At 64.1% G+C, this 26222-nt stretch carries 24 protein-coding genes; 15 read left to right on the top strand and 9 right to left on the bottom strand.

Features of this window, described 5'->3' with window-relative positions:
• The first annotated feature begins 26 nt into the window (after nucleotides 1-26).
• Both IVB29_RS04360 and IVB29_RS04355 read left to right on the top strand, forming a co-directional pair.
• Nucleotides 27-1823: a tetratricopeptide repeat protein gene (locus tag IVB29_RS04360; RefSeq protein ID WP_247502150.1), complete on the top strand. Its 1797-nt coding sequence runs from the start codon at nucleotides 27-29 to the stop codon at nucleotides 1821-1823.
• A 179-nt stretch (nucleotides 1824-2002) separates the two neighbouring features.
• Nucleotides 2003-4810 (top strand): di-heme-cytochrome C peroxidase, encoded by a 2808-nt coding sequence (locus IVB29_RS04355; protein ID WP_247502149.1) that lies wholly within the window; start codon nucleotides 2003-2005, stop codon nucleotides 4808-4810.
• A 168-nt stretch (nucleotides 4811-4978) separates the two neighbouring features.
• Here IVB29_RS04355 and IVB29_RS04350 read toward each other — a convergent pair whose 3' ends face one another.
• The 3 genes from IVB29_RS04350 to IVB29_RS04340 form a co-directional block, all read right to left on the bottom strand.
• Nucleotides 4979-5719 carry an SDR family oxidoreductase gene (locus IVB29_RS04350; protein WP_247502148.1) on the bottom strand — a complete coding sequence of 247 codons (741 nt, stop codon included), beginning with the start codon at nucleotides 5717-5719 and terminating at the stop codon, nucleotides 4979-4981.
• Between the two features lie 3 nt (nucleotides 5720-5722).
• A complete protein-coding gene (locus IVB29_RS04345) occupies nucleotides 5723-7048 on the bottom strand; it encodes an FAD-binding oxidoreductase (protein ID WP_247502147.1) in 1326 nt (441 codons plus the stop codon).
• 101 nt (nucleotides 7049-7149) lie between these two features.
• A complete protein-coding gene (locus IVB29_RS04340; protein WP_247502146.1) occupies nucleotides 7150-7956 on the bottom strand; it encodes an undecaprenyl-diphosphate phosphatase in 807 nt (268 codons plus the stop codon).
• Nucleotides 7957-8125: 169 nt separating this feature from the next.
• On the opposite strand from IVB29_RS04340, the gene IVB29_RS04335 reads away from it, so the two are divergent.
• From IVB29_RS04335 to IVB29_RS04325, 3 genes are all read left to right on the top strand, one after another.
• Nucleotides 8126-8818 (top strand): glutathione S-transferase family protein, encoded by a 693-nt coding sequence (locus IVB29_RS04335; protein WP_247502145.1) that lies wholly within the window; start codon nucleotides 8126-8128, stop codon nucleotides 8816-8818.
• On the top strand, nucleotides 8767-9942 hold the full coding sequence (queG, locus tag IVB29_RS04330) for a tRNA epoxyqueuosine(34) reductase QueG (protein ID WP_247502144.1): 1176 nt from the start codon (nucleotides 8767-8769) through the stop codon (nucleotides 9940-9942). The genes IVB29_RS04335 and queG overlap by 52 nt, the downstream gene beginning before the upstream one ends.
• A 193-nt stretch (nucleotides 9943-10135) precedes the next feature.
• Nucleotides 10136-10933: an acyl-CoA thioesterase domain-containing protein gene (locus tag IVB29_RS04325; RefSeq protein WP_247502143.1), complete on the top strand. Its 798-nt coding sequence runs from the start codon at nucleotides 10136-10138 to the stop codon at nucleotides 10931-10933.
• 11 nt (nucleotides 10934-10944) lie between these two features.
• Here IVB29_RS04325 and IVB29_RS04320 read toward each other — a convergent pair whose 3' ends face one another.
• Nucleotides 10945-11412 carry a nuclear transport factor 2 family protein gene (locus IVB29_RS04320; protein WP_247502142.1) on the bottom strand — a complete coding sequence of 156 codons (468 nt, stop codon included), beginning with the start codon at nucleotides 11410-11412 and terminating at the stop codon, nucleotides 10945-10947.
• Between the two features lie 166 nt (nucleotides 11413-11578).
• Nucleotides 11579-12391, bottom strand: coding sequence for an alpha/beta hydrolase (locus tag IVB29_RS04315; protein WP_247502141.1), 813 nt, complete (start codon nucleotides 12389-12391; stop codon nucleotides 11579-11581).
• Nucleotides 12392-12641: 250 nt separating this feature from the next.
• On the opposite strand from IVB29_RS04315, the gene infC reads away from it, so the two are divergent.
• Complete coding sequence (gene infC, locus IVB29_RS04310) at nucleotides 12642-13181, top strand: translation initiation factor IF-3 (protein WP_247502351.1); 540 nt, start codon at nucleotides 12642-12644, stop codon at nucleotides 13179-13181.
• A 90-nt stretch (nucleotides 13182-13271) separates the two neighbouring features.
• On the opposite strand, the gene IVB29_RS04305 is transcribed toward infC, so the two are convergent.
• Nucleotides 13272-13688 (bottom strand): hypothetical protein, encoded by a 417-nt coding sequence (locus IVB29_RS04305; RefSeq protein WP_247502140.1) that lies wholly within the window; start codon nucleotides 13686-13688, stop codon nucleotides 13272-13274.
• Nucleotides 13689-13964: 276 nt separating this feature from the next.
• On the opposite strand from IVB29_RS04305, the gene rpmI reads away from it, so the two are divergent.
• Together rpmI and rplT are read left to right on the top strand one after the other, a co-directional pair.
• Nucleotides 13965-14165 carry a 50S ribosomal protein L35 gene (gene rpmI / locus IVB29_RS04300; protein ID WP_007598540.1) on the top strand — a complete coding sequence of 67 codons (201 nt, stop codon included), beginning with the start codon at nucleotides 13965-13967 and terminating at the stop codon, nucleotides 14163-14165.
• Between the two features lie 90 nt (nucleotides 14166-14255).
• Entirely contained in the window at nucleotides 14256-14615 is a 360-nt protein-coding gene (gene rplT, locus IVB29_RS04295; RefSeq protein WP_092027554.1) for a 50S ribosomal protein L20, read from the top strand.
• Between the two features lie 8 nt (nucleotides 14616-14623).
• On the opposite strand, the gene IVB29_RS04290 is transcribed toward rplT, so the two are convergent.
• Nucleotides 14624-15049, bottom strand: coding sequence for a hypothetical protein (locus IVB29_RS04290; RefSeq protein WP_247502139.1), 426 nt, complete (start codon nucleotides 15047-15049; stop codon nucleotides 14624-14626).
• 150 nt (nucleotides 15050-15199) lie between these two features.
• Between IVB29_RS04290 and pheS the strand changes: the two genes are divergently transcribed.
• The 4 genes from pheS to IVB29_RS04270 all read left to right on the top strand — a co-directional run bounded on the left by pheS (nucleotide 15200) and on the right by IVB29_RS04270 (nucleotide 20069).
• The gene (gene pheS, locus IVB29_RS04285; RefSeq protein ID WP_247502138.1) at nucleotides 15200-16282 is read left to right on the top strand and encodes a phenylalanine--tRNA ligase subunit alpha; all 1083 of its coding nucleotides are present in this window, start codon (nucleotides 15200-15202) and stop codon (nucleotides 16280-16282) included.
• Nucleotides 16283-16368: 86 nt separating this feature from the next.
• Nucleotides 16369-16839, top strand: coding sequence for an endonuclease domain-containing protein (locus IVB29_RS04280; RefSeq protein ID WP_247502137.1), 471 nt, complete (start codon nucleotides 16369-16371; stop codon nucleotides 16837-16839).
• Nucleotides 16836-19244, top strand: coding sequence for a phenylalanine--tRNA ligase subunit beta (gene pheT / locus IVB29_RS04275; RefSeq protein ID WP_247502136.1), 2409 nt, complete (start codon nucleotides 16836-16838; stop codon nucleotides 19242-19244). The genes IVB29_RS04280 and pheT overlap by 4 nt, the downstream gene beginning before the upstream one ends.
• Before the next feature lie 54 nt (nucleotides 19245-19298).
• Nucleotides 19299-20069 carry a sulfite exporter TauE/SafE family protein gene (locus IVB29_RS04270; protein ID WP_247502135.1) on the top strand — a complete coding sequence of 257 codons (771 nt, stop codon included), beginning with the start codon at nucleotides 19299-19301 and terminating at the stop codon, nucleotides 20067-20069.
• A gap of 4 nt (nucleotides 20070-20073) precedes the next feature.
• Here the strand turns inward: IVB29_RS04270 and IVB29_RS04265 are convergent, their stop codons facing one another.
• On the bottom strand, nucleotides 20074-21462 hold the full coding sequence (locus tag IVB29_RS04265; RefSeq protein ID WP_247502134.1) for an NAD(P)/FAD-dependent oxidoreductase: 1389 nt from the start codon (nucleotides 21460-21462) through the stop codon (nucleotides 20074-20076).
• A 190-nt stretch (nucleotides 21463-21652) separates the two neighbouring features.
• Here IVB29_RS04265 and IVB29_RS04260 point away from each other — a divergent pair, with 190 nt between their 5' ends.
• A complete protein-coding gene (locus IVB29_RS04260; RefSeq protein WP_247502133.1) occupies nucleotides 21653-22627 on the top strand; it encodes a YiiX/YebB-like N1pC/P60 family cysteine hydrolase in 975 nt (324 codons plus the stop codon).
• A 50-nt stretch (nucleotides 22628-22677) separates the two neighbouring features.
• On the opposite strand, the gene IVB29_RS04255 is transcribed toward IVB29_RS04260, so the two are convergent.
• Nucleotides 22678-22953, bottom strand: coding sequence for a metal-sensitive transcriptional regulator (locus IVB29_RS04255; RefSeq protein ID WP_247502132.1), 276 nt, complete (start codon nucleotides 22951-22953; stop codon nucleotides 22678-22680).
• 64 nt (nucleotides 22954-23017) lie between these two features.
• Here IVB29_RS04255 and IVB29_RS04250 point away from each other — a divergent pair, with 64 nt between their 5' ends.
• Both IVB29_RS04250 and nikR read left to right on the top strand, forming a co-directional pair.
• Nucleotides 23018-25477, top strand: coding sequence for a heavy metal translocating P-type ATPase (locus IVB29_RS04250; protein WP_247502131.1), 2460 nt, complete (start codon nucleotides 23018-23020; stop codon nucleotides 25475-25477).
• Between the two features lie 188 nt (nucleotides 25478-25665).
• Nucleotides 25666-26112 (top strand): nickel-responsive transcriptional regulator NikR, encoded by a 447-nt coding sequence (nikR, locus tag IVB29_RS04245; RefSeq protein ID WP_247502130.1) that lies wholly within the window; start codon nucleotides 25666-25668, stop codon nucleotides 26110-26112.
• The last annotated feature ends 110 nt before the right edge of the window (nucleotides 26113-26222 follow it).

The following is a 26222-nucleotide window of genomic DNA, read 5'->3' as shown; positions in this document are numbered from 1 at the left end:
TCCACGATCCCTTGGAGCTCCGGAATATGGAAAGACGTCTGGCCGCCATCGTCTGCGCCGATGTCGCCGGCTATTCGCGCATGATGGGCAACGACGAAGCCGGCACCCATGCCGCCTTCAAGGCCCATCGCAGCGCGATCCACCCCATCATCCTCAATCATGGCGGCCGCATCGTCAAAAACACCGGCGACGGCTTCCTGCTGGAGTTTCCCTCGATCGTCGGGGCCACCGAGGCCGCGATCGCGATGCAAACGCTGATGGCGGAGCGCAACCATCATCTGCCGGCCGAGCGCGCCATGCAGTTCCGGCTCGGCATCCACATGGGCGACGTCATCGCCGACGAGGACGAGGTGTTCGGTGACGACGTTAACATTGCCGTCCGCCTCGAATCCGTGGCGAGCCCCGGCGGCTTCGCGATCTCGGCCAAGGCCTACAGGGAAGCGAGCAAGCATCTCACCGTGCCGCTGGTCGATGGCGGCAACCATCGCTTCAAGAACATCAAGGATCCGGTCGCCATCTGGACCTGGTCGCCGGAAGGCGCACCGGCGCTCGCGCCCGAGCTCCGGGAAGCGTCCGCGCTTTCGCAGCAATACCGCACGGCGATCGTCGGCGTACTGCCCTTCGCCAATCTCAGCGACGCCCAGGACGAATATTTCTCCGACGGCCTCACCGAGGATCTGATCCACGCGCTGTCCCTGCAATCCTTCTATCGCGTGCTGAGCCGCAACTCGACCTTTGCCTTCAAGGGCAGGAACACCGGCACGCGCCTGATCGCGCGCGAGATTGACGCGACTTATCTGATCCAGGGTTCGGTGCGGCGCGCCGGCGCCAAGATCCGCGTCACCGCCGAGCTGATCGCGCCGGAGACCGGCGAGCAGCTCTGGACCGGCCGCTACGACCGCGACATCGGCGACCTGTTCGCGATGCAGGACGAGATCACCACCAATTTGTCCGCTGCCATCGCCACCGAGATCGTCCGGGCGGAGGCCTCGGCCCCGGCGCGGCTCACGACCGACGTGACCGCCTGGGACCGTTTTCTCAAGGGGCTGTCGCATTACTACAGGCAGACCAAGGAGGACCTCAGCAACGCCGTCGACCTGTTCAGGGAGGCGATCGCGGTCGATCCAAAGCTGTCGATCGCACACGCTTATCTCGCCACGATCCAGATCCAGAGCATCCAGTTCGGCTGGGTCAAGGGCACGCGCGAGATGTGGGCCGAGGCGATGAACCTCGCCGAAACCAGCGTCCGGCTCGACCCGCGTTCCTCCTTCGCGTTCTCGAGCCTGTCCTGGGCCCACGCGATGGAGGGACATTATGAGGCTGCGATGGACGCCGCCAAGCGCGCGGTCGCGCTCAATCCCTACGACATGGGCGCGCGCGGCGTGCTCGGCATCTGCCATTTCGTGATCGGCGAGCATCGCGAGGCGATCGAGCTGTTTTCGATGGCCGCGCAGCGCGACAACAGCGACCCGCGCTACCAATGGGCGGCGCTGAACGCCTTCAGCCATTATCTGCTGGGCCAATATGATGCGACGCTGTCATGGGCCCGCGAGCAGCTCTACATCAACCCGAACCACCTGCAGGCGCTGGCGATCCGTGCCGCGGCGCTGGCGCAATTGGGGCGGAACGATGAGGCCTTCGAGGCCGCCGGCGTGCTGATGGGCAACTACCCGACCCTGAATGTCGACCGCCATTTGCGCAATTTCCACTGGAAGCGGCCCGAGGACCTCGGCCATTACCGCGAAGGTCTGCTGAAGGCCGGCGTGCCGCTCGGCAAATTGACCCTGGTCCAGAGCGATGTCAAACGCGCCGCCGAGTCCTGACGGCGAGCCTTCAACAGTCCTTTGGCAATCTCGCGCCGCCTTTTATTGACACGACAGTGAATTCAGCCACACTTCGTTACACGCTGAAGTAGTATAGCCTGCTGTCGTTTTGTTAGGACTTTCCGCGCTTGATCGGCGCGTCGGTTTTTCACGAATCGCTGTTTTCAGGAATTTGGGCCATGCATGACCCCGCTTCGAAGCCGCCCTTCGATCCCTCGATCCAGGTCTCCCCCAACAACCCCTGCCCGTTCCTGCGCGGCCTCGTCGGCGAAGGTTTCCTCGATGGCGGCACCGTCCCGCTCCGGACAGTGTCGCAGACCATCGCGAATGCAGGCGGCGAGGTTGGGCTGAAGAAGACCTCGGCCCGCATCCAGGTCCGCGGCGTTGCACTGATCGCCAACGGCGCCTGTCACATCCTGCAAAGCATCTTCTGGGGTGTGCAGCTCAATGGCTTGCGCGGCGGCCCGCTCGACAAGCTCGGTGCCGGCTCGCGCATCCTCGGCGTCGACGGGAGCGTCAACGAGGAGCAGATCGCGCGGCTCGCCAGTTTCGGTGGCAGCTATGCCGATCCCGATGGCGGCAGCGAGGTCGGCCTCAACGCCTCGCAAATCCAGACCTTCATGAAGGACAATCTCAAGCGCGCCGGCAATCAAGCGCGCTGGTACTACCCGCTCCTGATGAAATTCGAATGGCCGATCCTGCTCAAGATCATGGGCAAGGGCCAGGGTGACGACCGCTATCTCAGCGTGGCCGAGGTGAGGACATTGTTCAACGAGCGCAAATTCCCTGACAGGGTCACCCAGCGGGTCGTCAGCCAGCCGGTCACCCCGCCCTCGCTGATCTTGCGCGTTGCCGGCGGGCTCGTCGCCGCGCTCCTCGTCTTTGGCGTGTTGGCGCTGCGCTTTCCCGATCAATTCCAGCCGATGCTGCCCGGCATTCTCGGCGACCTGGTGGCGCCGCCACTGCCGAAGCTTGTCGAACCCCGGGCCGCGTACTGGCTCGAGCAAAACTGGGCGCTGGAGGACCGGCACTGGTTTCATCACGCCAGCCAGGGCACCGCGACCTTCCCGGTGCCCTATAGCTGGTTCATGGCGCTCGAGCAGCCGCGGCTTCATTTCTTCGCAAAGCCCGGGATGCTGCACGACAGCGACCATCTGCAGCGCTTCGGCTTCATCCCGAGCCCGCAGACGCTCAACACCGACGACACCACGCTGCGCCGGTTCGGCTATGCCAACGTCTACGACAAGACGAAGCCGGTGCCGGCACGGTTTTGGGATCCGCCGGTTGACTGGGGCGCCCAGGCTGAAAATATCGGCGGCCTGCCGGTCGGTTTTGCGCGCATGACCGGCGTGCGCGATCCTGCGACCGGCCAACTCGGCGAGGACCGGATCGGCCTGACCTGCGCCGCCTGCCACACCGGCCAGATCCACTACAAAGGCATCGACATCCGCTTCGACGGCGGCCCGGCGATGACCGACCTCAGAAAGCTCGAGGTCACGACCGGCCTGTCGATCGCTTACACGCTTATCGTGCCGGGTCGCTTCAAGCGCTTCGCCGACCGCGTGCTCGGCCCCTCCGCCAGCGATGCGGACCGCGATGCGCTGAAGCAGAAGCTGAGTGCGATCGGCACGTTCCTGGTCGACTGGGAGAAGACCTACGCGAAAACCATCGCCGGCAAGACGAGGCTCAACCCGAAAACGAAGCAGGAAGAAAAGCAGGAGAACACGGAGGAAGGATACGGCCGTCTCGACGCGCTCAACCGCATCGGCAATCAGGTCTTCGCCCAGGACATGACGCTCAGCGGCCTCAGTGGCTTCGAAAAGAACCTGCATGCCCAGGACGCCCCGGTCAGCTACCCGCCGATCTGGACCGTGCCCTGGCTCAAATACGCGCAATATGACGCCTCCATCGAGCAACCGCTGATCCGCAACGCCGGCGAAGCGCTGGGCGTCACCGCACTGCTCAATCTGTCCGACAAGGCGCCCAAGGACACGCTGTTCCGCTCGTCGATGGACATCAAGAATCTGAACTGGATCGAGGATCTGCTGAAGGGCTCGGCGCCCCTTCCGAAAAAGCAGCTCTCCGGACTGACATCACCAAAATGGCCGTCGGACATCTTCGGCGATGCTGCGTGGAAGATTGATGAGGACCGCGTCAAACGCGGCCGCAAGCTCTATGCGGAGATCTGCGTCGAATGCCATCTTGGTCCGGTCAACGATCCCAAGTTCGACGCCGAATTTCCGGACCAGAGTATCTGGTCCTCGTCGCGCTGGGAGACCATCGGCAAGGAGACATTCCTGAACGAGGTCCAGAAGAGCGTCAAAGGCATGGGGACCGATCCCGCTCAGGCCAATGTGCTGGCGACGCGAAGGGTTCAGGTACCGGGCTTTCTCAAGCTCGATCCCACGCAGAAACTCAATGCCTGGTGGGACTGCAAACTGCCTGACATTTCCTCGACCGACATGCCGTACTCGGTCGGCCTGATGGTGATGGTGGACATCGTCAGCCGCAAGGCGATGGACGACGCCAAGATCACTCTGGCGGATCAGGATATCTGGTGGGGCAAGCGCCAGAATTGTCCGAACCCCGGTCCGCAGCCGGCCGACAACAACGAGCCGCCGCCCTGGTATCGCGCGCGCCCGCTCAACGGCGTCTGGGCCACCGCGCCTTATCTGCACAACGGATCGGTGCCCTCGCTCTGGTGGATGCTGACGCCTGCGGCCGACCGCCCCAAATCGTTCTGCATGGGTGGTGGTCGCGACTACGATCCGAAGCAGGTCGGCTTCGCGGTCGCCGACGGCGAGAGCTGCAAGACCGGGCAGTCGCGTTTCTCGACGCGAGCGTCTGATGGCACCGAGATGTACGGCAACAGCAATGCCGGCCATTCGTTCGATGGTACGCCAGGCCCCGGCAAGGACGGCACCATCGGCCGCGTGCTGAAAGAGCAAGAGCGCTACGATTTGATCGAGTATCTGAAAACGCTGTAGCTGGCTTTCACCTCTCCCCGCTTGCGGGGAGAGGTCGGATCGCTCTTGCGATCCGGGTGAGGGGGTACAGGTCTCTCGACGATCTCATCCGCGGAGAGAGGCCCCTCACCCCAACCCTCTCCCCGTAAGAACGGGGCGAGGGAGCGCACTGCCGCTGCCGCGACAGCCTCAAAACTTCAGCTTCTTGAACACCACTTCCGGCAGCGTCTTGATGATGAGCATCACGAGACGCCATTTGCCGCTGACGTAAACAACGTCGGTCTTCTTCTCGACGGCGGCGAGGATCGCATCGCCCACCACAGCCGCTTCCACAGTCAGCGGACCGATCAGCTTCATGCCTTCGGTCATTTTCGTGCGGACGAAGCCGGGTTTTACGGTGACGACATGAACGCCGCCACGGCTCGCACGGGCGCGCAAACCCGACAGGAAGGCGGAGAAGCCTGCTTTCGCCGAGCCGTAGACATAGTTCGAGGCGCGGCCGCGATCGCCTGCGACGGAGGACACGCCGACAAGCGTGCCGCTGCCGCGGGCCAAAAACTTCTCCGCGAAAAGGCCGAGGATCAGCGACGGGCCTTCGTAGTTCGTGCGCATGATCGTGGTGGCATGCGCGAGATCGTTCTCGGCGTTCTCCTGCACACCCAGCAGGCCGACGATCGAGATGACGACATCGGGCAGCGCCGGAAGGCCGCCGACAAAGCCATCGAACGAGGCGGTGTCGAGCACGTCGAATTTGCTGAGACCGACTTCGATATTGTAGCGCGCGCGCAGATCGGCGGCGTCAGGCTCCAGCGCGGCGACGTCGCGGCCTGCGAGCCCGACATCGTAACCTGCTTTCGCAAAGGCACGCGCCGCGGCGCGGCCGATATCGGAGGAGCCACCGAGCACCAAAACTGTCTTGCGTGACGTCACGGTTTAAACCTCATCGAACAGGCGTTGTGAAAGTTTTGAGCGGATGTGTCCCGTGGGGTCGAGCGATTTGCGGATCGCGTTGAAGCGCTGCAAAGCCGGATAGCCGGCCTCGAAGGTCGCACGCGACTGGCGCGCATCCTTGGCGAGATAAAGCCGGCCGCCGGCGGCCACGACGAGACGATCGATCTCGTCGAGGAAATTCAGAATGTCGCCCTTCACCGGGAAATCCAGCGCCAGCGTATAGCCGGGCAGTGGGAACGACAAAATGCCGTCGCCCTGGCCGAGCTTCTTCAGCACCGCGAGGAAGGAAGCATCGCCGCGCCGCGTGACGCGGTCGAGGATCTCGCCGAGCACGGCGCGCGCGCCTTGCTCCGGGATCACGCATTGATGCTGGAGGAAGCCGCGCCGGCCATAGATGCGATTCCAGTCGGCGATACTGTCGAGCGGAAAGAAATAGGGATAGAGCGAGACCACATGATCGCCGCCGGCGCGCCTAGCGCCCATGCGGTAGTAGAGCTCGTTGAAGGCGCGGATGCTGTAACGATTCAGCGTCATCGACGGCAGATCGACGGGCACCGCGAGCCCGGGATTCTTGCCAACGGGGAATGCAGCGGCGCCGTCGGCAAGCTCGTCCGTGCCGGCGTGCTCGCCGAGATAGATCAGCGAGCGGCCGAGATCGCGCCCCCGCGCGGCACAATCGATCCACGCCACCGAATAGGTTGCGGCATCGCCCGCATCGAGCGCGCGCATCGCGACGTCGAGATCGGATGCGGAGATCACCCGCTCGCGGATCCAACCGGTTTCAACCGTCCGCAGCCGCATCGTCGCTTCGAGGATTATTCCGGTGAGGCCCATGCCGCCGACGGTCGCGAAGAAGGCATCGGAATTCTGTTCGCGCGAGACCTCGATGGTCTCGCCCTGACCGGTGCGCAGCAAGATGCTGTCGACGTAGCGGCCAAAGCCGCCTTCGCAATGATGGTTCTTGCCGTGGACGTCGGCTGCAATGGCACCGCCGACCGAGACGAAGCGTGTGCCCGGCACGACGAAGGGCAGGAAGCCGCGCGGGCCAAAGGTGTCGATCAGATCCGACAACAAGACGCCGGCTTCGAGACGAATGCGGCCCGTTGCCGGATCGAACGACCTGACCCGGTCGAACCCGGTCATCCCGATCGTCCTGACAGCGCCGATTCCCGCATCGCCATAGGCGCGGCCGTTGCCCCGCGCCACGGAGCCGGTCACCACGGCTTCGCCAACGGCCTCGAACGACCGCGGACGCAGCACATCGCTATCGACGACCGGGAAGCGCCCCCAGCCGCTGACGAGGGTCATGGCCTAGCTCCTGTGCAAGGCGCGACGCGCCTTGCGTTGGAAACTGCCTACCGATCAAAAGCTTATATTGCGTTGAGGCGCGTCAGTGAGTTTTCGAGAGGTTAACGGCCCAGCGCCAGGGCGATCAGGCCGAGCGTGCCGACGATGACGCGCCACCAGGCGAACACCGTGAAGCCGTGGCGGGTGACATAGGTCAAAAACGTCTTCACCACGATGATCGCGGTGATGAACGACACCACGAAACCGATCGCGACGATGCCCATGTGATCCATCGTCATCTCGGAGCGGTTCTTGTAGAAATCGTAGGCGAACGCCCCGATCATGGTGGGGATGGCGAGGAAGAACGAGAACTCCGCCGCCGCGCGCTTGTCGGCGCCCAGAAACATGGCGGCAACGATGCTGGCGCCGGAACGCGACACGCCCGGGATCATCGCGATGCACTGCGCGATGCCGATATAGAGATACATCAGCAGCGGAAATTTGGTGGCGTCATGCTCGCGCGCCTTGAGATCGAGCTTGTCGACCCACAACAGGATGGCGCCGCCGACGATCAGCGAGAAGCACACCACCCACGGATTGAACAGCATGCTCTTGATGTATTTGCCGGCGACGAGACCGACCACGACGGCGGGCAGGAACGCCACCAGCACGCCGATCACGAAGCGGCGCGCATCGGCGTCGCCCGTGAACATGCCGATCGCGACGTCCCACAATTTCTTGAAGTACAGCACGACGATCGCGAGGATCGCACCGAGCTGGATCAGAACCGTAAACGAATCCCAGAACGCGCCTTCACCAAGATGGAAGAAACGCTCCGCGAGCAGCAGATGGCCGGTCGAGGAGACGGGAAGGAACTCGGTCACACCCTCGATGATGCCGAGGATCACTGCCCGTATTGCATCTGACATATTTACGGTCCATTTCCGCTGGAAAAGCGGGGCTCTTCTCGCCTATTCCCCCCTCTCTCGCAATCGCAAAATGCGGCCTCACGCCCTTGCTTCGCGGTTTTGAAAGACTAGTGTGGCGCCGCACAAACATTGATGGATTCTTAAGCACCATCAAATAGTCAAAGGCTTCATGTTTACGCTGTTTCATCATCCGTTCTGCCCGCATTCGCGTTTCATCCGCCTGATCGCGGGCGAATACGGGCTCGACCTGAAGCTGGTCGAAGAGCGCAGCTGGGAACGGCGCGAGGCATTTTTGCTGCTCAATGCGGCCGGCACGACGCCGGTCGTGTTGGACGACGAGCAGCCGCCGATCCCGGGCGCGGCCATCATCGCCGAATATGTCGACGAGGTCTATGGCGCCGCGATGGGACCCAAGCGCCTGATGCCGGAGACGGTCACTGAGCGCGTCGAGGTGCGGCGGCTGATGGCCTGGTTCAACGAAAAATTCTTCGAGGAGGTCTCGCATCCTCTCGTCACCGAGCGCATCTACAAGCGCTTCATGAGCGAAGACAATGGCGGCGGCGCGCCCTCGGCCGACGTGATGCGCGCGGCCAAGGCAAACGTGCGCTATCATCTCGCCTATATCGGCTGGCTGGCGCAGACGCGTAACTTCCTCGCGGGCGACCGGATCAGCTACGCGGACCTCGCCGCCGCGGCGCATCTCTCGGCGATCGACTATCTGGGCGACGTGCCATGGAGCGAGGACGACGCGGCAAAGGCGTGGTACGCGCGGGTGAAATCCCGCCCGTCGTTCCGCCCGCTGCTGAGCGAATGGCTGGCCGGCGTGCCGGCGTCGCGGACCTACGTGGACCTGGATTTCTGAACTCCGATCCGACCGAACTGAAGGCGGCGCTTGCGCGCGAGGCGCGCGCGCTCGGCTTCGACTGCATCGGCATCACCGAACCAGGCACGATCGAGAGCGCCGGCAAGCATTTTCTCGAATTCATCGCCTCCGGCGGTCATGGCGACATGGACTGGCTCGCGGCGCAGCCGGAGCGCCGCGTCGATCCGCGCGGGCTGTGGAGCGACGTGCGCTCGGTGATCATGCTCGGCGTCAATTACGGTCCCGATTCTGATCCGCTGAAAATCCTGCAGCAGCGCACGCGCGCGGCGATCTCGGTCTATGCGCAGGGCGACGACTATCACGACCTGATCAAGAAGCGGCTGAAGGCCCTCGCCCGCTGGCTGGTCGCGACCGCGCCATCGGAAGTCAAAGTGTTCGTTGATACCGCGGCGGTGATGGAGAAGCCGCTGGCGCAGACTGCAGGTCTCGGCTGGCAGGGCAAGCACACCAATCTCGTCTCGCGCGAATTCGGCTCCTGGTTGTTTCTCGGCGCGATCTACACCACGCTCGAGCTGCCGCCCGACGGCGCCGAGATCGATCATTGCGGCTCGTGCCAGGCGTGCCTCGACATCTGCCCGACGTCGGCGTTCACCGCGCCTTACAAGCTCGATGCACGGCGCTGCATCTCCTACCTCACCATCGAGAACAAGGGACCGATCCCGCGCGAATTTCGCAAAAGCATGGGCAACCGCATCTATGGCTGCGACGATTGCCTCGCGGCGTGCCCCTGGAACAAGTTCGCGCAGGAGGGACGTGAGGCAAAACTCGCGGCGCGTGATGAATTGCGTGCGCCGACGCTTGCCGAACTCGCACAACTCGATGACGCCGCGTTTCGCGCGCTGTTTACGAAGTCACCGGTGAAGCGCATCGGCCGCGACCGCTTTTTGCGCAACGTGCTGATTGCGATCGGCAACTCCGGTGATGCGGTATTGGCGCAGGAGGCGCGGCGATTGCTCGATGATGCAAGCGCGCTGGTGCGCGGGGCTGCGGTGTGGGCGCTGGGGCAGTTGCTGCCTGATGAAGAGTTCGCGGCGATCAGGACGAATGCCATTGCCGACGAGCGCGACGACAGCGTGCGCGAGGAGTGGCAGACAGGTTCCTGATTCTTGGTGTCATGCCCCGCGAAGGCGGGGCATCCAGTACGCCGCGGCTTCTCGACTCAATCACAACTGCCTCGGAGTACTGGATCGTCCGCCTTCGCGGACCACGACAGCAGTTGTGTCGTGCGCAGTGCGCGCCCCTGACCTCTCGCCGCCACCCTTGATTTCCCCGCGCGTTCCCGCAAAGTCGCGCGTCATGACAAACATGCCTTTTTTCACCCGCGACGGCGACACATTCCACCCGACGGAAGTCGCGAATGGTCCATGGGATCCGAAATCGCTGCACGGACGCGTCATCATCGGCCTGCTCGGCTTCGCCATCGAGGAGCGCCATTCGGGCCCTGAACTCGTGCCGGCGCGGCTCACCGTCGACATGTTTCGGCTGCCGACCATCGACAAGCCGATCGAGGTGACGACGCGCCTGGTGCGCGACGGGATGCGTATCCGCGTGGTCGAGGCGGAGTTCATCTCCGGCGGCGTCAGCATGGCGCGTGCCTCCTGCCAGCTGTTGCGGCGGACGCAGAATCCGGACGGCAATGTCTGGTCGCCGCCGAACTGGGACGTACCAAAGCCCGCCGACATTCCCAAGCCGACCGATCCCAGGCTCGGCATGAACGGGAAATGGACGACGCGCCCCATCGTCGGCCACATGGGCTCGCTCGGGCCGCGAAAACTCTGGATGAGCGAGGTGCGCGAGCTGGTCGCGGGCGTGCCGATGACGCCGTTCGTCCATGTCGCCGTTGGTGCCGACTTCGCCAGCCCGTTTGCCAATGCCGGCGACAAGGGCCTCGGCTACATCAACAGCGACGTCACGATCTATCTGCACCGTCTGCCGGTGACGAACTGGATCGGGTTCGACGTGGTGAACCACCAGGCCACCGACGGCGTCGCAATCGGCGAATGCTGGCTCTATGACGAGCAGGGCCCGATCGGCACCGCCACGGTCGCGGCGCTGGCGCAGCGCAAGCCGATGGCGAAGCCGGCGTCACCGTAATGGCTCTGCCGTCAGGCGAGATGCCGCTGCATTTCCGGCCGCGCCTTCAACTCCGCGCCCTGCTTGCCGACGATCTTGGCGATGCGCTCCGGCGCGAACTTCAGATCGACGAACGCCGGCGCGGTGTTGGCGACTTCGTGATAGTTCACGATCCTGCCGTCGCGCAGCGTCATGATCGCGACGCCCTCGAACATCGCCCGCGCACCGCCTGCTTCCGGCAATGTCGAGCGATAGCTGAAGGTGTAGCGCGCATAGAGCGTGGTGCCGTCGGTGACGGGATCGTGCATGTCCCAGCGGAAATCGGTCGCCGTGCGGTAGAACCATTCGTCGATCATCGCGGCGATCTCGTCGCGGCCTGAAAAGGCGCCGTAGAAGACATCGTGATAGACGCCGTCCTCGGTGAACAGGTCGGCGAAGGCACGGCCGTTGCGCTGTTCGACGGCGTCGCAGAAGGCGCGCAGCATGGCGCTCGTGGGCATTCTTGCCTCCCGGTGTTTCTTATTGCGCCCTCTCCCCGTGTGGGAGAGGGCAGCTCCGCTCGTCGACACGCGTTCACTTGGGCGAGGGGTCTATCTCCGCGGAGAAAACCCCATCCCGCGCTTCGCGCCACCTTCTCCCACAAGGGGAGAAGGAAGAAAGACATTCTCACCCGATCTCCGCCACCGCGGCAAGAATGCGGGCAATGTCTTGCGGGCGGGACAGGCGGTGATCGCCGTCCTGGATCATGGTCAGTACGACGTCGTCGGCCGGCAGGCGGTGTGTCAGCGCGAAGGCGTGCTGCCAGGGCACGTCGGGGTCCTGCGCGCCTTGCAGGATGCGGACGGCGCAGCCGAGATCGATGGCGGTGCCGAGCACGAGATGATTGCGGCCCTCCTCGATCAGGTTCTTCGTGATCGGATAGGGCGAGCCGTCGCCATAGTCCGACGGACGCAGCCAGAAGCCTTTGGTCTCGATCTCTTTCTTCACCTCAGCTGAAAATTTCTTCCACATCAGCTCCTCGGTGAAGTCCGGCGCGGGCGCGATCAGCACGAGGCCCGCCAGCGACGCTTTGCCGGAACGCTTCCTGATCTCGCGCGCGAGCAGCAGCGCCATCCAGCCGCCCATGGAGGAGCCGATCAGGATTTGCGGGCCGTCGCAGAACCGTTCGAACACCGCCACGCTATCCTCGAGCCAGCTTCCGATGGTTCCATCGGCGAAATCGCCGCCGGATTCGCCGTGGCCGGAATAGTCGAACCGGACCACGGCGCGGCCGTGGTCCTTGGCCCAAGCGTCCAGCGCCACGGCCTTGCCGCCCTGCATGTCCGACTTGAACCCACCGAGCCAGACCAAACCCGGTCCCCCGCCAGCGCGGCTGCGTACCGCGATTTTCCGTGCGGACGGGCCCTCGCCCACATCAATGAAGCCGAGCACGGCCTCGGGACTTGCATCAGGACTTGCACCTGGACTTGCATTGGTCATGGAACGTTTACCCTGGCTGTGCGGTTTGAGCCGTCTTGGGGTGTTCCGCGGCGCAACCGGACGTCGGCATTGTCCTTTGGGACGCTTGCGGAACAGAAGCAAGGTGTCTATGTCGTGCAGCGTGCCCATGGGCGTGGCCAAAATGCCTCGCATTTGAGGGTTTTTCGCTTCCCGCTCGAGCGAATTGCTTGCCGGCAAACGCATCTTCCTGCAAAATAGCTGCTTCTTTCACAATCTTGGAGAACCACCCATTCGCCGTCCCAATAAAGCGCCGCCCACTGCCGCCAAAGACGGGCCGCGCATCAATGATGATATTCGCAATGCGCAGATCCAGCTGATCGATCAGGCCGGTGATAACCAAGGCACGATCGAGACCGTTGCGGCCATCCGCATGGCACAGGAAGCCGGCATGGATCTGGTCGAGATCTCGCCGAACGTCAGCCCTCCCGTCTGCAAGATCATGGACTACGGGAAGTATAAGTATTCCGCGCAGAAAAAAGCTGCCGAAGCCCGCAAGCGGCAGAAGGTCGTCGAGATCAAGGAGATCAAGCTCCGCCCGATGATCGACGACCACGATTACGAAGTGAAGATGCGCGCGATGCAGCGGTTCTTCGAAGAGGGTGACAAGGTCAAGATCACACTGCGCTATCGCGGTCGCGAAATGGCGCACCAGGAGATCGGCACCAAGCTGCTCGACAAGATCAAGACCGATGTCGCCGAGCTCGCCAAGGTCGAGCAGGACGCCAGGTTCGAGGGCCGTCAGGTCGTCATGGTGCTGGCGCCGCGCTGAGCGCAGCTCGTCAGGACTGAGAATTCAACGGCCCGTCCGGATCTCCGGCGGGCCGTTTCGTTTAAGGGATCATGCGAGCCGCGGGCCCTATCAGCCCCTTGTCGCCTGCCAGGTGCCGCTGCACTGGTCTCCGGAAATGATGCCTCTCCACGAGCCGGCGCCGTTCACACCGGCGAGCCTGCCGCCGCCATGGGCATGCGACGCGCCGACCGAAACCTCGACCGCGACGGCGCCGCCGCGCTTGACAGTGCCGGAGACCCGGCCGCCGCCGGCGGACGAGACGCGATTGCCTGTCACGGTGAAGGGGACGCTGTAGCCGGAGCTGCAATTGCCCCGGGTGGTGGCGAAGGTGACGTTCCAGACGCCGTCATAGCCGCCGACGCGGGCATCGGCAGTCGAGGGCAGTGCGGCCATGGCAAGCACGGCCAAGGGCGCCAACAAGCGCGCCAGACGGCGCGAGCAGGCAAGATCAGTTAGAGAGGAAAGCGATTGGGAAGAATGGGCCATTTTGGTCCTGCTCCAGGCGACACGGCTTGGACATATGGGGTGGCAATTCCGGATAGTCGCTAGCCAAGTTCCGGCGGTTCATCGTTGCCAATTCGCCCGTCCTCTGTCATAAGCCCAGCCTTCATCGCCCGGCTGATTAAGGGCTGCCGCGGCGGTGTTTCGTGCGGGTTTTGCGCTAGTTCGTAAAAACCTGAGCACAATCAACGCTCTAACGAGCATTTTAGACGGCCAGCCGCCTTCACGGGCGGCATTCTGTTATGGCCATAGGAGAGCAAAATGCCCAAGCTGAAGACCAAATCGGGCGCTAAAAAGCGCTTCAAGGTGACTGCCACCGGCAAAGTGATGTTCGCTCATCGCAGCAAGCGTCACGGCATGATCAAGCGGACGAAGAAGCAGATCCGTCAACTTCGCGGCACCGCGGTGCTGTTCAAGACCGACGGCGACAACGTCAAGAAGTACTTCTTGCCGAACGCCTGATCGCGTCCAAGATCGTCGAAGATCATTGCCATCTCCGCCGCACCTCGCGCGGCGATCCGAAAACCAAGTCATCTCTGAAGGAAATTTGTCATGGCTCGCGTCAAACGCGGTGTGACCTCCCACGCCAAGCACAAGAAAGTCTACAAGGCCGCCAAGGGTTTCCGCGGCCGCCGCAAGAATACGATCCGCACCGCCAAGCCGGCCGTCGAGAAGGCTCTGGTGTATGCTTTCCGTGACCGCAAGCGCAAGAAGCGGACGTTCCGCGCGCTCTGGATCCAGCGCATCAATGCTGCCGTTCGTCCGTTCGGCCTGACCTACAGCCGATTTATCGACGGCATGGCCAAGTCCGGGATCACCGTGGACCGCAAGGTGCTGTCGGATCTCGCGATCAACGAGCCCGCGTCGTTCCAGCTGATCGCCGAGAAGGCCAAAGCTGCGCTCGCAGCCTGAAGCCTGCGCTAGCGGGCCTTCCGGCCCGCAGCCTTCAGCGCGCGTTGCGAGTAACGCTGGGCGGCCTCCGCCCGGCAAAATGCCGTGAACGAGAGATACATGGTGCCGGACTTGTTCCGGTACTTGCCGTCGCACACGCGCATCTCGCGTTGGTAGGCGTGCTTCCGCGCGGCATTGAGGCCGGACATGAAGTCCGCCTCGCATTTCTTTTCGACGGCGGCGCCGAGCTGGACGTCGCCGCTCGCGGTCAATTCGCAATCCCTGAACATTTTCATCGCCCTTTCGCAGCTCTTCTGAGCACTGATGGTGTCGACGACCTCGTCCAGCGTCATGGATTTGTCCATGCAGACCATCGCGCGCGCCGGGGTGCCGGCGACCGACAGGATCACGGCCGGAACGGCAAGAAAAACAGCCAGGCAGGATTTCGAAAGCATCGCGAAAGTCTCCTCGTATCCCCCTTGGTGCCGGGCCCCCGCGTGAGGTTCAACCCAGCTGGTCCAGGCCCGAAATGACCGGCTTTTTGCTTGACGTTACGGCCTTCCGGCGGCGACAACCCAGCCGAATTTAGCAGCAAGGATTTGACTGTGTCCGACCTCGCAACGCTCGAAACATCCATCCTCGACCAGATCGCCGCCGCCGGCGACGAAGCCACCCTTGAAGCCGTGCGCGTCGCGGCGCTGGGCAAGAAGGGCTCGATCTCGGCACTGCTTGCCACGCTCGGCAAGATGTCGCCCGACGAGCGCAAGACGCAAGGTGCGGCGATCAACCAGGCCAAGGACAAGGTCACCGAGGCGCTCGGCGCTCGGCGCGACCTGCTGAAATCGGCCGCGCTCGATGCGCGGCTCGCTTCGGAAACCGTCGACGTCACCCTGCCGCTGCGCGACGCGCCGGCTGAGGCGGGCCGCATCCATCCGCTGAGCCAGGTCTGGGACGAGTTGACCACGATCTTCGCCGACATGGGATTCTCGGTCGCCGAAGGTCCCGACATCGAGACCGACGACTATAACTTCACCAAGCTGAATTTTCCGGAAGGCCATCCGGCGCGCGAGATGCACGACACGTTCTTCTTCCATCCCAAGGAGGACGGCTCGCGCATGCTGCTGCGAACCCACACCTCGCCGGTGCAGGTGCGCACCATGCTGAGCCAGAAGCCGCCGATCCGCGTGATCTGCCCGGGCCGCACCTACCGCATCGATTCGGATGCGACCCACACGCCGCAATTCCACCAGGTCGAAGGCCTCGTCATCGACAAGCATTCGCATCTCGGCAACCTCAAATGGATCCTGCACGAGTTCTGCAAGGCGTTCTTCGAGGTCGATAACATCAACATGCGCTTCCGCCCGTCGTTCTTCCCGTTCACCGAACCGTCGCTGGAAGTCGACATCCAGTGCCGCCGCGGCAAGGACGAGATCCGCTTCGGCGAAGGTGAGGACTGGCTCGAGATTCTCGGCTGCGGCATGGTGCATCCGAACGTGCTGCGTGCCTGCGGCATCGATCCCGACGAGTACCAGGGCTTCGCCTGGGGCATGGGCATCGACCGCATCGCCATGCTGAAATACGGCATCGCCGATCTGCGCCAGCTGTTCGACAACGACGTCCGCTGGCTGTCCCATTACGGCTTCAAGCCGCTCGAAGTGCCGACGCTTGCGGGAGGATTGAGCTCGTGACCTCCGGCAACGGAAGCATTTCCAGGAAGACTCTCTCCGTTCCCTCCCCCCTTGTGGGGGAGGGTCAGGGAGGGGGGTAGCCGCGGATGCCGCACGCAGTCGTCAACGACCGTCAACGCAGCAGGGCAAAGCAGCTTCGCCAGACGATGACGCGTGCGGAAACGCTGCTATGGCGCTACCTGAAAGCCAATCGCATGGATGGCGTCGGCATCCGACGCCAGACACCGATCGGAAACTACATCGCCGATTTCGTCTGTTTCTCATCAAAACTCATCATTGAGCTCGACGGAGAATCTCACGATTTCGAGGAACGTCTGAAGAAGGACGAGCGTCGCGACGCTTTCTTCGCCGCTGAAGGATTTCAAGTTCTGCGGTTTAGCAATGAGCAGGTGATGACGAACCTTGAGGGTGTTGTTGAAGCGATCCGCCAGGCAGCTACGGCCGGAGCCCGCGGCTCACCCCCCTCCCTGACCCTCCCCCACAAGGGGGGAGGGAACATTGATGCCGCCCAAGACCACACCGAAATCACCGACAAGAGCCGAGGCAAGCAGCCATGAAATTCACCCTCTCCTGGCTGAAGGATCATCTCGACACTGATGAGCCGCTCGAAAAACTCGCCGAGAAGCTCACCATGATCGGGCTCGAGGTCGAGAACATCGAGGACAAGGCGAAGGCGCTCAAGCCCTTCACCATTGCGAAGGTGATCTCGGCCGAGCAGCATCCGAATGCGGACCGGCTGCGCGTCTGCATGGTCGACACCGGCGACGGTGGCGCGCCGGTGCAGGTCGTGTGTGGTGCGCCGAATGCGCGCGCAGGCCTGGTCAGCGTGTTCTCGCCGCCCGGCACCTACATTCCCGGCAAGGACATCACGCTCGGCGTCGGCACCATCCGCGGCGTCGAGAGCCGCGGCATGCTGTGCTCGGCGGCTGAACTCCAGATCTCCAACGACCATGACGGCATCATGGAATTGCCGGCGGACGCACCGATCGGTGCGGGCTATGCCGAATGGGCCGCGCTCGGCGATCCCGTGGTCGAGATCAACCTGACGCCCAACCGGCAGGACTGCACCGGCGTGCACGGCATCGCGCGCGATCTCGCCGCCGCCGATATGGGCAAGTTCAAGGATCCCACGATCAAGCCGATCAAGGGCGAATTCCCGTGTCCGGTGAAGGTCACGGTCGAGGACGCCGCGCTGTGTCCGGGTTTTGCGCTGCGTCTCGTGCGCGGCGTGAAGAACGGCCCATCGCCGGAATGGCTGCAGAAGCGGCTGACCGCGATTGGCTTGCGTCCGATCAACGCGCTGGTCGACATCACCAACTTCCTGACCTACGACCGCGCACGCCCGCTGCACGTGTTCGACGCCAAGAAGGTGACGGGCAATCTCGTCGTGCGCCGCGCCCGCGACGGCGAGGCGCTGCTCGCGCTCGACGGCCGCGCCTACAATCTCGATCCCTCGATCTGCGTGATCGCCGATGAGCACGGCGTCGAATCGCTTGCCGGCATCATGGGCGGCGAGGCCTCGGGCTGCGACGAGAACACGACGGACGTGCTGATCGAATCGGCGCTGTGGAACGAGATCAACATCGCCCAGACCGGCCGCAAGCTCGGCATCAACTCCGACGCGCGATATCGTTTCGAGCGGGGCGTCGATCCGGCCTTCATGGTGCCCGGGCTGGAGCTCGCGACCAGGCTGGTGATGGAGATGTGCGGCGGGTCGCCGTCAGAGAACGTCGTGGTCGGCAAGACTTTCGGCGACGATCGCGTGATCGAGTTTCCGCTCACCGAGGTCAAGCGTCTCTCCGGCATCGAAGTACCGCAACCCGAGATGAAGCGCATCCTGACCCATCTCGGCTTCATGATGGCGGGGCCGGGGCCGATGGTGAAAGTCGCGGTGCCCTCGTGGCGCTCCGACGTGCACGGCAAGGCCGACATCGTCGAGGAAGTCGTCCGCATCTACGGCGTCGACAAGGTGCCGATGACGCCGTTCGAGCGCGGCGAGGACGCGCGCAAACCTGTGCTGACGACGCTTCAGCTCCGCACCCGCCGCGCCAGGCGCGCGCTCGCGAGCCGCGGCATCATCGAAGCGGTGACCTGGTCCTTCATCACCAAGTCCGCGGCGAAACTGTTCGGCGGCGGCCAGCGCGAGCTCGAAGTGGCCAATCCGATCGCGGCTGACCTCTCCGACATGCGCCCGACCCTTCTTGCCGGCCTGATCGCGGCCGCACAAGCGAACGCCAATCGCGGCGTGAGCGATGTCGCGCTGTTCGAGGTCGGCCAGATCTTCAAAGGCGACCGTCCGGAGGATCAGTTCATGACGGCAAGCGGCGTGCGTCGCGGTTTTGCCTCCTCGGAAGGTCTGGGACGGCACTGGACGGGCTCGGCGCAGGCTGATGTGTTCGACGCCAAGGCCGATGCGCTGGCGGTGCTGGCGGCCGCCGGCGCGCCGATGCAGGCGCTTCAGATCGTCGCCGGTGGACCTGCCTGGCTGCATCCCGGCCGCTCCGGCACGATCCAGATCGGGCCGCAGAACGTGCTCGGCCATTTCGGCGAGATGCATCCGCGCGCGCTCGAGGCACTCGGTGCCGACGGTCCGCTTGTTGTGTTCGAGGTGATCCTCGACCGCATCCCCGAAGCCAAGAAGAAGCCGACGCGCGCCAAGCCGGCGATTGAGCTCTCGGCTTTCCAGCCTGTAACGCGCGACTTCGCCTTCATCGTCGATCGTGCCGTGAAGGCGGGCGACATCGTGCGTGCCGCGCAGGGCGTCGACAAGAAGCTGATCACCGGCGTCAACGTGTTCGACGTCTATGAAGGCAAGGGCATCGACGACGGCAAGAAATCGATCGCGGTCGCGGTCACGCTCCAGCCGCGCGAGAAGACCCTGACCGACCAGGAGATCGAAGCCGTCGCGACGAAGATTGTCGCCGAGGTCACGAAGAAGACCGGCGGCACCTTGCGGGCATGATGCCGAAAAGTGTGAAGCGGTTTTCGGACAACATCATGCTCAAGAAATAAAAGCATGAGTCTCACGGACTTCCTTCCCAAGGACGTCAGCCTCACCATTGCGATGGCGCTCTGCGCCGTCGCCTTTGTTTCCGGCACTGCACGCGGCTTCTCGGGCTTCGGCTCGGCGCTGATCTTCATGCCGCTGGCAAGCAGCATCGCCGCGCCGCGGCTGGTTGCTGCCCTGCTGCTCGTGATCGATTTCGTCGCGGCCGCGCCGCTGCTGCCGGACGCGTGGCGGAAGGCCGACCGCAAGGCCACCGCCGTGATCGTGCTGGGCGCACTGGTCGGCGTGCCCGTCGGGACCTATTTCCTCAGCGTGCTCGAGCCCGTCACAACGCGCTGGATCATCTCCTGCTTCGTCGCGGCGCTCCTGCTTCTGCTGCTGTCGGGCTGGCGCTATCGCGGCAAGGATCACGCCTGGCTGTCGGTCGGCATCGGCGGCCTCTCCGGCTTCTGTAGCGGGCTGGCGCAGACCGGCGGTCCGCCGATCGTGGGCTACTGGCTCGGCCGCCCCGTTGCATCGATCGTCGCGCGGGCCAACATCCTGCTGTTCTTCGGTGCGTCGGATTTCTTCTCGATGGTCAGCTATGCGACGACCGGCCTGATCTCGCGCGAGTCGCTCGTGCTCTCGCTCATCGTCGGCCCGGTCTATGCGATCGGCGTCGCGTTCGGTGCATCGCTGTTCGGCCGCGCCAGCGAAAAGGTGTTTCGTGGCATCTGCTACGTGCTGATTGCGATCGCGGTGGTCGCCGGATTGCCGGTGCTGGACGGGATCTTGCGCTAATTGCCTACTGCCGCGGTGCGCGGCGGCGCTTGGTCGACTGCGTCGGCACATCGGCCGGCTCGTCCTTGAGCGCGCCGATCTTGCGCAAGGCCGCATCCGCGGCGCGCTCACCGCTTTCCCAGGCGCCGTCGACTGTGCCCCACAGCGTCTCGTGGGTGGCTTCGCCGGCGAGGAACACATTGCCGATCGGCTCCGCCAAAACCTTTCGCGAGAGTTGACCGCCGGGGGACGACGCCGACATTGCGCCCATGATGAGGGGCGAGGCATTCCAGCGCGTGACGCTGGTCTTCTGCACGGCGGCCGCGGCCTCGCTGCCGAACAGTTTCGTGATCCACTCCTTTGCGAAGGCGACCATCGCCTTCTCGCCCTGCTCGGAGAGGTCTCGGCCGAACGAGCCGCCGACGTCGATCGAACACAGCGAGGATCCTCCGATATTGGCGCACATCAGCGCCGTGCGGGTCGAATTGCTCTGCTCGATCAGGATGTCATCGCGCGACAGGCCGAGCGGATTACCGGGCAGTTGCATCACGATGTGATCGTAGCTGCCGAGGGTGAGCTTTGACGCCGCGTCCAACGTGCGCTTGGGGATGTCGGGTGCGAACTTGATTGCGCCCGATGTCAGCACATTGGTCGAGACCGTGATGATGGCAGCGCGCGCGGCGATCTTGCCGGATTGCGTCTCCACACTGACGTCGCGATTACTCCAGACGATCCGGCTCGCCGGCGTCGACAGCGCCACCGGCGCCTGCTCGCCGAGCTTGCTGATCAGCGTCCCCAGTCCCTGGCGGCAGCCGATCGCGGCATTGCGGTCCTGCGCGCGGGCCTTGTCGATCGCAGACAGCTCCTTCAAATCCTTGCCCGCAAAGCTCGCGCCCAGCATGAACTCGGCCGCACCGGCCCAGTCGCCGAGGTCCTTCGGCAGCACGGAGGCACAAGATGTATCGAGCTTGCCGCGCGAGGCCTCGTCGATGGCGCGGTTCGCGCGCACCAGCGCCGCCAAAAATTCCTCGGTCTCGCCGGCGCGCGCGTTGCGGCGGCCGATGCGCATTTTCTGGCCCGATGGTGCCGGCACCACATCGAACCCGGCATTGCGCGCCAGCCGGATCATCGGATTGGTCTCGGGATTGTGCATCCAGCGCGCACCACGGTCGAACGGCACGTCGAAGGTCGTCGTATCCGTGATGCAGCGGCCGCCGATCTGCGAGGCCGCCTCGACCACCACAACCTTGCGATTGGCCGCCATGACGCGCCGCGCCGCAGCGATCCCGGCAGCGCCTGCGCCGATCACGACGATGTCAACCTCGCGCGGCAGGGGTGCGGCAGCCGCGCGCAGGACCGGCATCGCAGCAAAGCCCGCCGACGCCGATAGGAAACCGCGGCGCGTGATTGTCATGTCATGGTTTCCGGAGACTTGCGGCAAACGGGAACAGCCAGCGAACCTTGCCGCATCTGATGTTGCACGGCAACTATCATGGTGAATCAATCGTGCTTGATCTCACAGACTGATGAACCGAATGGCAATACGTTTCGACCATGATAGAGAAAGAGAAAAGACGGCCGGAAAAGGCCGTGGGGAGTTTGAAATGGGGACGGTCCTGGACTCAGTCGGCAAGCTGATTGCCGCGTACCTCTCGAAGGAGGTGCCGGGCTATGAGCCGTTCACGCCGAGCGACCCCGAGCATTTGCGTGGCGTCATCGAACCCGGCGACGTGCTGCTGGTCGAGGGCAACAACCGCATCTCCGGCATCATCAAATATCTGACGCAGTCGACCTGGTCGCATGGTGCGCTCTATGTCGGTCCGGTCGAAGGCGCCGCGGAGCCCGATGGCGAGCCGCATGTGCTGATCGAGGCCAATATCGGCGAAGGCGTCACCTCGGCGCCGCTGTCGAAATATTTTCCCTATCACACCCGGGTCTGCCGTCCGGTCGGGCTGTCCTATGAGGACCGCACCACGGTCTGCCGCTATGCGATCAACCGCATCGGCTTCGGCTACGACACCAAGAACATCCTCGATTTGATGCGCTTCCTGTTCCCGCTGCCGATCCCGCAGCGCTGGCGGCGGCGCATGATCTCGATCGGATCGGGCGATCCCACCAAGATCATCTGCTCCGCGCTGATCGCGCAGGCCTTCGACGCCGTGCGCTATCCGATCCTGCCGAAGATCACCAAGGCCGGCAGCCGCGCCGCCCGCCGCGAGATCCTGCACATCCGCGATTCCTCGCTGTACATGCCGCGCGACTTCGACATCTCGCCCTATTTCGAGGTGGTCAAGCCGACCATCGTCAATGGATTCGACTACACGGCCCTGCACTGGGCCGACAAGCAAAAGCCGCTCGAGGAGGTAGCAGGCTCATTCGGGGTGTTTCCAGAAACGCTCGGTGCGCCGCCGCTCGTTCCTGAAGCGGTTGACGAAGAAGCGCCGGCTGAAGCTTCGGCTGAGCAAGTGATGGTTGAGGCCGCCGCGGAGATGGCGGTCACGTTCTCCGACCATTTCGTGCTGCTGAACGAGCTCGCGATGTACCGGGCGCGGGGACGCGCACGAGAGATGGCGGCGTAGCCCCGCTGTCGTCCCTGCGAACGTAGCGAAGCAATGACGGGAGTGGAACCCTACCGCTCCACTCGCCCGATCACCGCCATCAGCTCCGCGATCTTCTCGCGCTGGCCCGCCTTGTCACCGCTCGATATCGCGTGCTCGACGCAATGGGCGACGTGGTCCTTCAGGACCTCCTCCTCGACGCGGCGCAGCGCCGCGCGTACCGCCGAGATCTGCGTCACGATGTCGATGCAGTAGCGGTCTTCCTCGACCATTTTCGACAGGCCGCGAACCTGGCCCTCGATCCGGCCGAGACGTTTTCCGACGGATGCCTTGATGTCCTTGCGCATGGGGTCTATATACCCCCCTAGGGTATAGGTTGCAAGACCTGAACGACAAGGCCGGAGCATGGGAATGAACGACGCCGAACACAGGCATCAGCACAACTCGGATGCTCATTCCGGATGCGGCTGTTCAAGCAAGGCCGCGGCACCGCCGAGCGAGAAACCGGCAGCCGCCTCGTGCTGCGGCGGACACGGCGATCATGCAGGTCACACCCATCATCATGACCACGGCGATGCGACGGCAAAGGTGCTCGATCCCGTCTGCGGCATGACGGTCGATCCCGCGACCTCGAAGCACCGCTTCGAGCATCACGGCGAGACCTTCCATTTCTGCTCGGCCGGCTGCCGCACCAAATTCGCTGCTGATCCCGCAAAGTATCTTGCGAAGGAGAAAGCGCCCGAGCCGGAGATGCCCGCCGGCACGATCTACACCTGTCCGATGCATCCGGAGATCCGTCAGGTCGGACCCGGCAGCTGCCCGATCTGCGGCATGGCGCTGGAGCCTGAGATCGCAAGCCTGGAGACCGGGCCCAATCCGGAGCTCGCCGACATGACGCGGCGGTTCTGGATCGGCGGTGTGCTGGCGCTGCCGGCGGTGGTGCTGGAGATGGGCGGACATCTTGCCGGCCCGCACAACTGGATCGATCCTGTGCTGTCGAACTGGATCCAGCTCGTCTTCGCCACGCCCGTGGTGGTTTGGGCCGGCTGGCCGTTCTTCGTCCGCGGCTGGCAGTCGTTGCTGACGCGCAACCTCAACATGTTCACGCTGATCGCGATGGGCACCGGCGTTGCCTATGTCTACAGCCTGATCGGCACCATTGCGCCGCAGATCTTTCCTGCGAACTTCCGCGGCCATGAAGGTGCGGTCGCCGTCTATTTCGAGGCCGCCGCCGTCATCACCGTGCTGGTGCTGCTCGGCCAGGTGTTGGAGCTGCGCGCCCGCGACGCGACGTCGGGCGCGATCAAGGCGCTGCTGCAGCTCGCGCCAAAAACCGCGCGCCGCGTCGATGCCGGTGGCGGCGAGCATGAGGTCGAGATCGATACGCTTCATGCCGGCGACCGGCTGCGCGTTCGTCCCGGCGAGAAGGTTCCCGTCGACGGTACTATTCTCGAGGGACGTTCCTCGCTCGACGAGTCGCTGGTGACGGGCGAGTCCATGCCGGTCACCAAGGAAACAGGTGCAAAGGTCATCGCCGGCACGCTCAACCAGTCGGGCAGCTTCATCATGCGCGCCGACAAGGTCGGGCGCGAGACGCTGCTGTCGCAGATCGTGCAGATGGTCGCGGACGCGCAACGCTCGCGGGCGCCAATCCAGCGGCTGGCCGATCAGGTCGCGGGCTGGTTCGTGCCGACTGTGATCGCCGTTGCGATCATCGCCTTTGGCGCTTGGGCCTGGTTCGGGCCGGAGCCGCGGCTGGCGTTCGGCCTCGTTGCCGCCGTCAGCGTCCTGATCATCGCCTGCCCCTGTGCGCTGGGCCTGGCGACCCCGATGTCGATCATGGTCGGCGTCGGCCGCGGCGCCCAGGCAGGCGTGCTGATCAAGAACGCCGAGGCGCTGGAGCGGATGGAGAAGATCAACACGCTCGTCGTCGACAAGACCGGCACGTTGACCGAAGGCAAGCCCAAGGTGGTGTCGATCGTGCCGGCATCCGGATTTGCGGAAGACGACATTCTTCGGCTTGCGGCCAGCGTCGAGCGCGCCAGCGAGCATCCGCTCGCCGACGCCGTCGTGCGCGCGGCCAAGGAGAAGCAGCTCGCGCTCGGCCAGGTCGACGCGTTCGACTCGCCAACCGGCAAGGGCGCGACCGGCAAGGTCGAGGGCAAGACCATCGTACTCGGCAATGCCAAATACTTTGCCTCGATCGGGGTCGACACCAGGGCACTCGACGCGGAGGCCGAGCGCCTGCGCGGCGATGGCGCCACCGTCATCAACATGGCCGTCGATGGCCGGCTTGCCGGCCTGTTCGCGATCGCCGATCCGGTCAAGGCCTCGACGCCGGAAGCGCTGAAAGCGCTCGCCGCCGAGGGCATCAAGGTGATCATGCTGACCGGCGACAACCGCACCACGGCAGAGGCCGTGGCGCGCCGGCTCGGCATCGCCGAGGTCGAGGCCGAGGTACTGCCGGACCAGAAGAGCGCGGTGGTGACAAAGCTGCAAAAGGCCGGCCGCAGCGTCGCGATGGCCGGCGACGGCGTCAACGACGCACCGGCGCTGGCAGCGGCCGAGGTCGGCATCGCGATGGGCACCGGCACGGATGTGGCGATGGAGAGCGCGGGCGTCACCCTGCTCAAGGGCGACCTTGTCGGCATCGTCCGCGCGCGAAAACTATCGCAGGCGACGATGAGCAACATTCGGCAGAACCTGTTCTTTGCCTTCATCTACAATGCTGCCGGCATCCCGATCGCCGCCGGCATCCTCTATCCGACCTTCGGCGTGTTGCTGTCGCCGATCATCGCCGCTGCGGCGATGGCGCTGTCCTCGGTGAGCGTGGTCGGCAACGCGCTGCGGCTTCGCGCGACGTGGCTGTGAGACATAGGTGTGCTCCCTCGCCCCGCTCTTCGCGGGGAGAGGGTTGGGGTGAGGGGCGTCTCCACATAACTGGTGACAGTTGGACATGCGGAGAGTCCCCCTCACCCGGAATTCAAGCTACGCTTGAATTCCGACCTCTCCCCGCAAGCGGGGCGAGGTAAGAAAGAGCGGCACGCGGAGAGGGCCTGATGCAGCGGATTACGATCACGATCGAGGACGATCTTCTGGCGGAAATCGATGCCGCGGCCGAAGCACGCGGCTATCAGAACCGCTCCGAGATCATCCGTGACCTCGCCCGCGCCGGGCTGCAGCAGTCCACCGAGGACACCGCGCAGACCGGCCAATGCGTCGCCGGCCTGGTCTATGTCTACGACCACGCCGCCCGCGACCTCTCGAAGCGCCTGGTGCAGGAATTCCACGGCCACCACGACCTCGCCCTCGCCACGCTGCATGTGCATCTCGACGAGAACAATTGCATGGAAATGACGGCGCTGAAGGGCTCGGCCGACGAGGTCAAGCACTTTGCCGATCACATCATCGCCGAACGCGGTGTGCGGTATGGGCGCGTGGTGATGATTCCAACGGGGGAAGGCAAGCCGACCAAGGCCCGGAAGCATGGGCATCGACATGAGTAGGCTTGCCGCGCAGACGGTGCAAACCCTCGCCCCTTGTGGGAGAGGGTGGCTCGCCGCATAGCGGCGAGACGGGTGAGGGGTATCTCTCCGCAACTACTCCTCTTCGAGCT

The sequence above is a fragment of the Bradyrhizobium sp. 1 genome (genome assembly GCF_023073315.1).
GTDB lineage: Bacteria > Pseudomonadota > Alphaproteobacteria > Rhizobiales > Xanthobacteraceae > Bradyrhizobium.
Note: the sequence above shows the minus strand (reverse complement) of the source record. Positions and strands in the feature narration are given on the sequence as shown.

What these genes read in the sequence shown, in the direction of transcription:
- pheT (WP_247502136.1), top strand. Translation starts at nt 16,836, where the DNA reads ATGAAATTCACCCTCTCCTGGCTGAAGGATCATCTCGACACTGATGAG.
- rpmI (WP_007598540.1), top strand. Translation starts at nt 13,965, where the DNA reads ATGCCCAAGCTGAAGACCAAATCGGGCGCTAAAAAGCGCTTCAAGGTG.
- IVB29_RS04265 (WP_247502134.1), bottom strand. Translation starts at nt 21,462, where the DNA reads ATGACAATCACGCGCCGCGGTTTCCTATCGGCGTCGGCGGGCTTTGCT.
- nikR (WP_247502130.1), top strand. Translation starts at nt 25,666, where the DNA reads ATGCAGCGGATTACGATCACGATCGAGGACGATCTTCTGGCGGAAATC.
- IVB29_RS04355 (WP_247502149.1), top strand. Translation starts at nt 2,003, where the DNA reads ATGCATGACCCCGCTTCGAAGCCGCCCTTCGATCCCTCGATCCAGGTC.
- rplT (WP_092027554.1), top strand. Translation starts at nt 14,256, where the DNA reads ATGGCTCGCGTCAAACGCGGTGTGACCTCCCACGCCAAGCACAAGAAA.
- IVB29_RS04290 (WP_247502139.1), bottom strand. Translation starts at nt 15,049, where the DNA reads ATGCTTTCGAAATCCTGCCTGGCTGTTTTTCTTGCCGTTCCGGCCGTG.
- queG (WP_247502144.1), top strand. Translation starts at nt 8,767, where the DNA reads ATGGCTGGCCGGCGTGCCGGCGTCGCGGACCTACGTGGACCTGGATTT.
- IVB29_RS04335 (WP_247502145.1), top strand. Translation starts at nt 8,126, where the DNA reads ATGTTTACGCTGTTTCATCATCCGTTCTGCCCGCATTCGCGTTTCATC.
- IVB29_RS04345 (WP_247502147.1), bottom strand. Translation starts at nt 7,048, where the DNA reads ATGACCCTCGTCAGCGGCTGGGGGCGCTTCCCGGTCGTCGATAGCGAT.
- IVB29_RS04360 (WP_247502150.1), top strand. Translation starts at nt 27, where the DNA reads ATGGAAAGACGTCTGGCCGCCATCGTCTGCGCCGATGTCGCCGGCTAT.
- IVB29_RS04250 (WP_247502131.1), top strand. Translation starts at nt 23,018, where the DNA reads ATGAACGACGCCGAACACAGGCATCAGCACAACTCGGATGCTCATTCC.
- IVB29_RS04305 (WP_247502140.1), bottom strand. Translation starts at nt 13,688, where the DNA reads ATGGCCCATTCTTCCCAATCGCTTTCCTCTCTAACTGATCTTGCCTGC.
- IVB29_RS04320 (WP_247502142.1), bottom strand. Translation starts at nt 11,412, where the DNA reads ATGCCCACGAGCGCCATGCTGCGCGCCTTCTGCGACGCCGTCGAACAG.
- IVB29_RS04260 (WP_247502133.1), top strand. Translation starts at nt 21,653, where the DNA reads ATGGGGACGGTCCTGGACTCAGTCGGCAAGCTGATTGCCGCGTACCTC.
- IVB29_RS04340 (WP_247502146.1), bottom strand. Translation starts at nt 7,956, where the DNA reads ATGTCAGATGCAATACGGGCAGTGATCCTCGGCATCATCGAGGGTGTG.
- IVB29_RS04270 (WP_247502135.1), top strand. Translation starts at nt 19,299, where the DNA reads ATGAGTCTCACGGACTTCCTTCCCAAGGACGTCAGCCTCACCATTGCG.
- IVB29_RS04315 (WP_247502141.1), bottom strand. Translation starts at nt 12,391, where the DNA reads ATGACCAATGCAAGTCCAGGTGCAAGTCCTGATGCAAGTCCCGAGGCC.
- IVB29_RS04325 (WP_247502143.1), top strand. Translation starts at nt 10,136, where the DNA reads ATGACAAACATGCCTTTTTTCACCCGCGACGGCGACACATTCCACCCG.
- IVB29_RS04280 (WP_247502137.1), top strand. Translation starts at nt 16,369, where the DNA reads ATGCCGCACGCAGTCGTCAACGACCGTCAACGCAGCAGGGCAAAGCAG.
- IVB29_RS04255 (WP_247502132.1), bottom strand. Translation starts at nt 22,953, where the DNA reads ATGCGCAAGGACATCAAGGCATCCGTCGGAAAACGTCTCGGCCGGATC.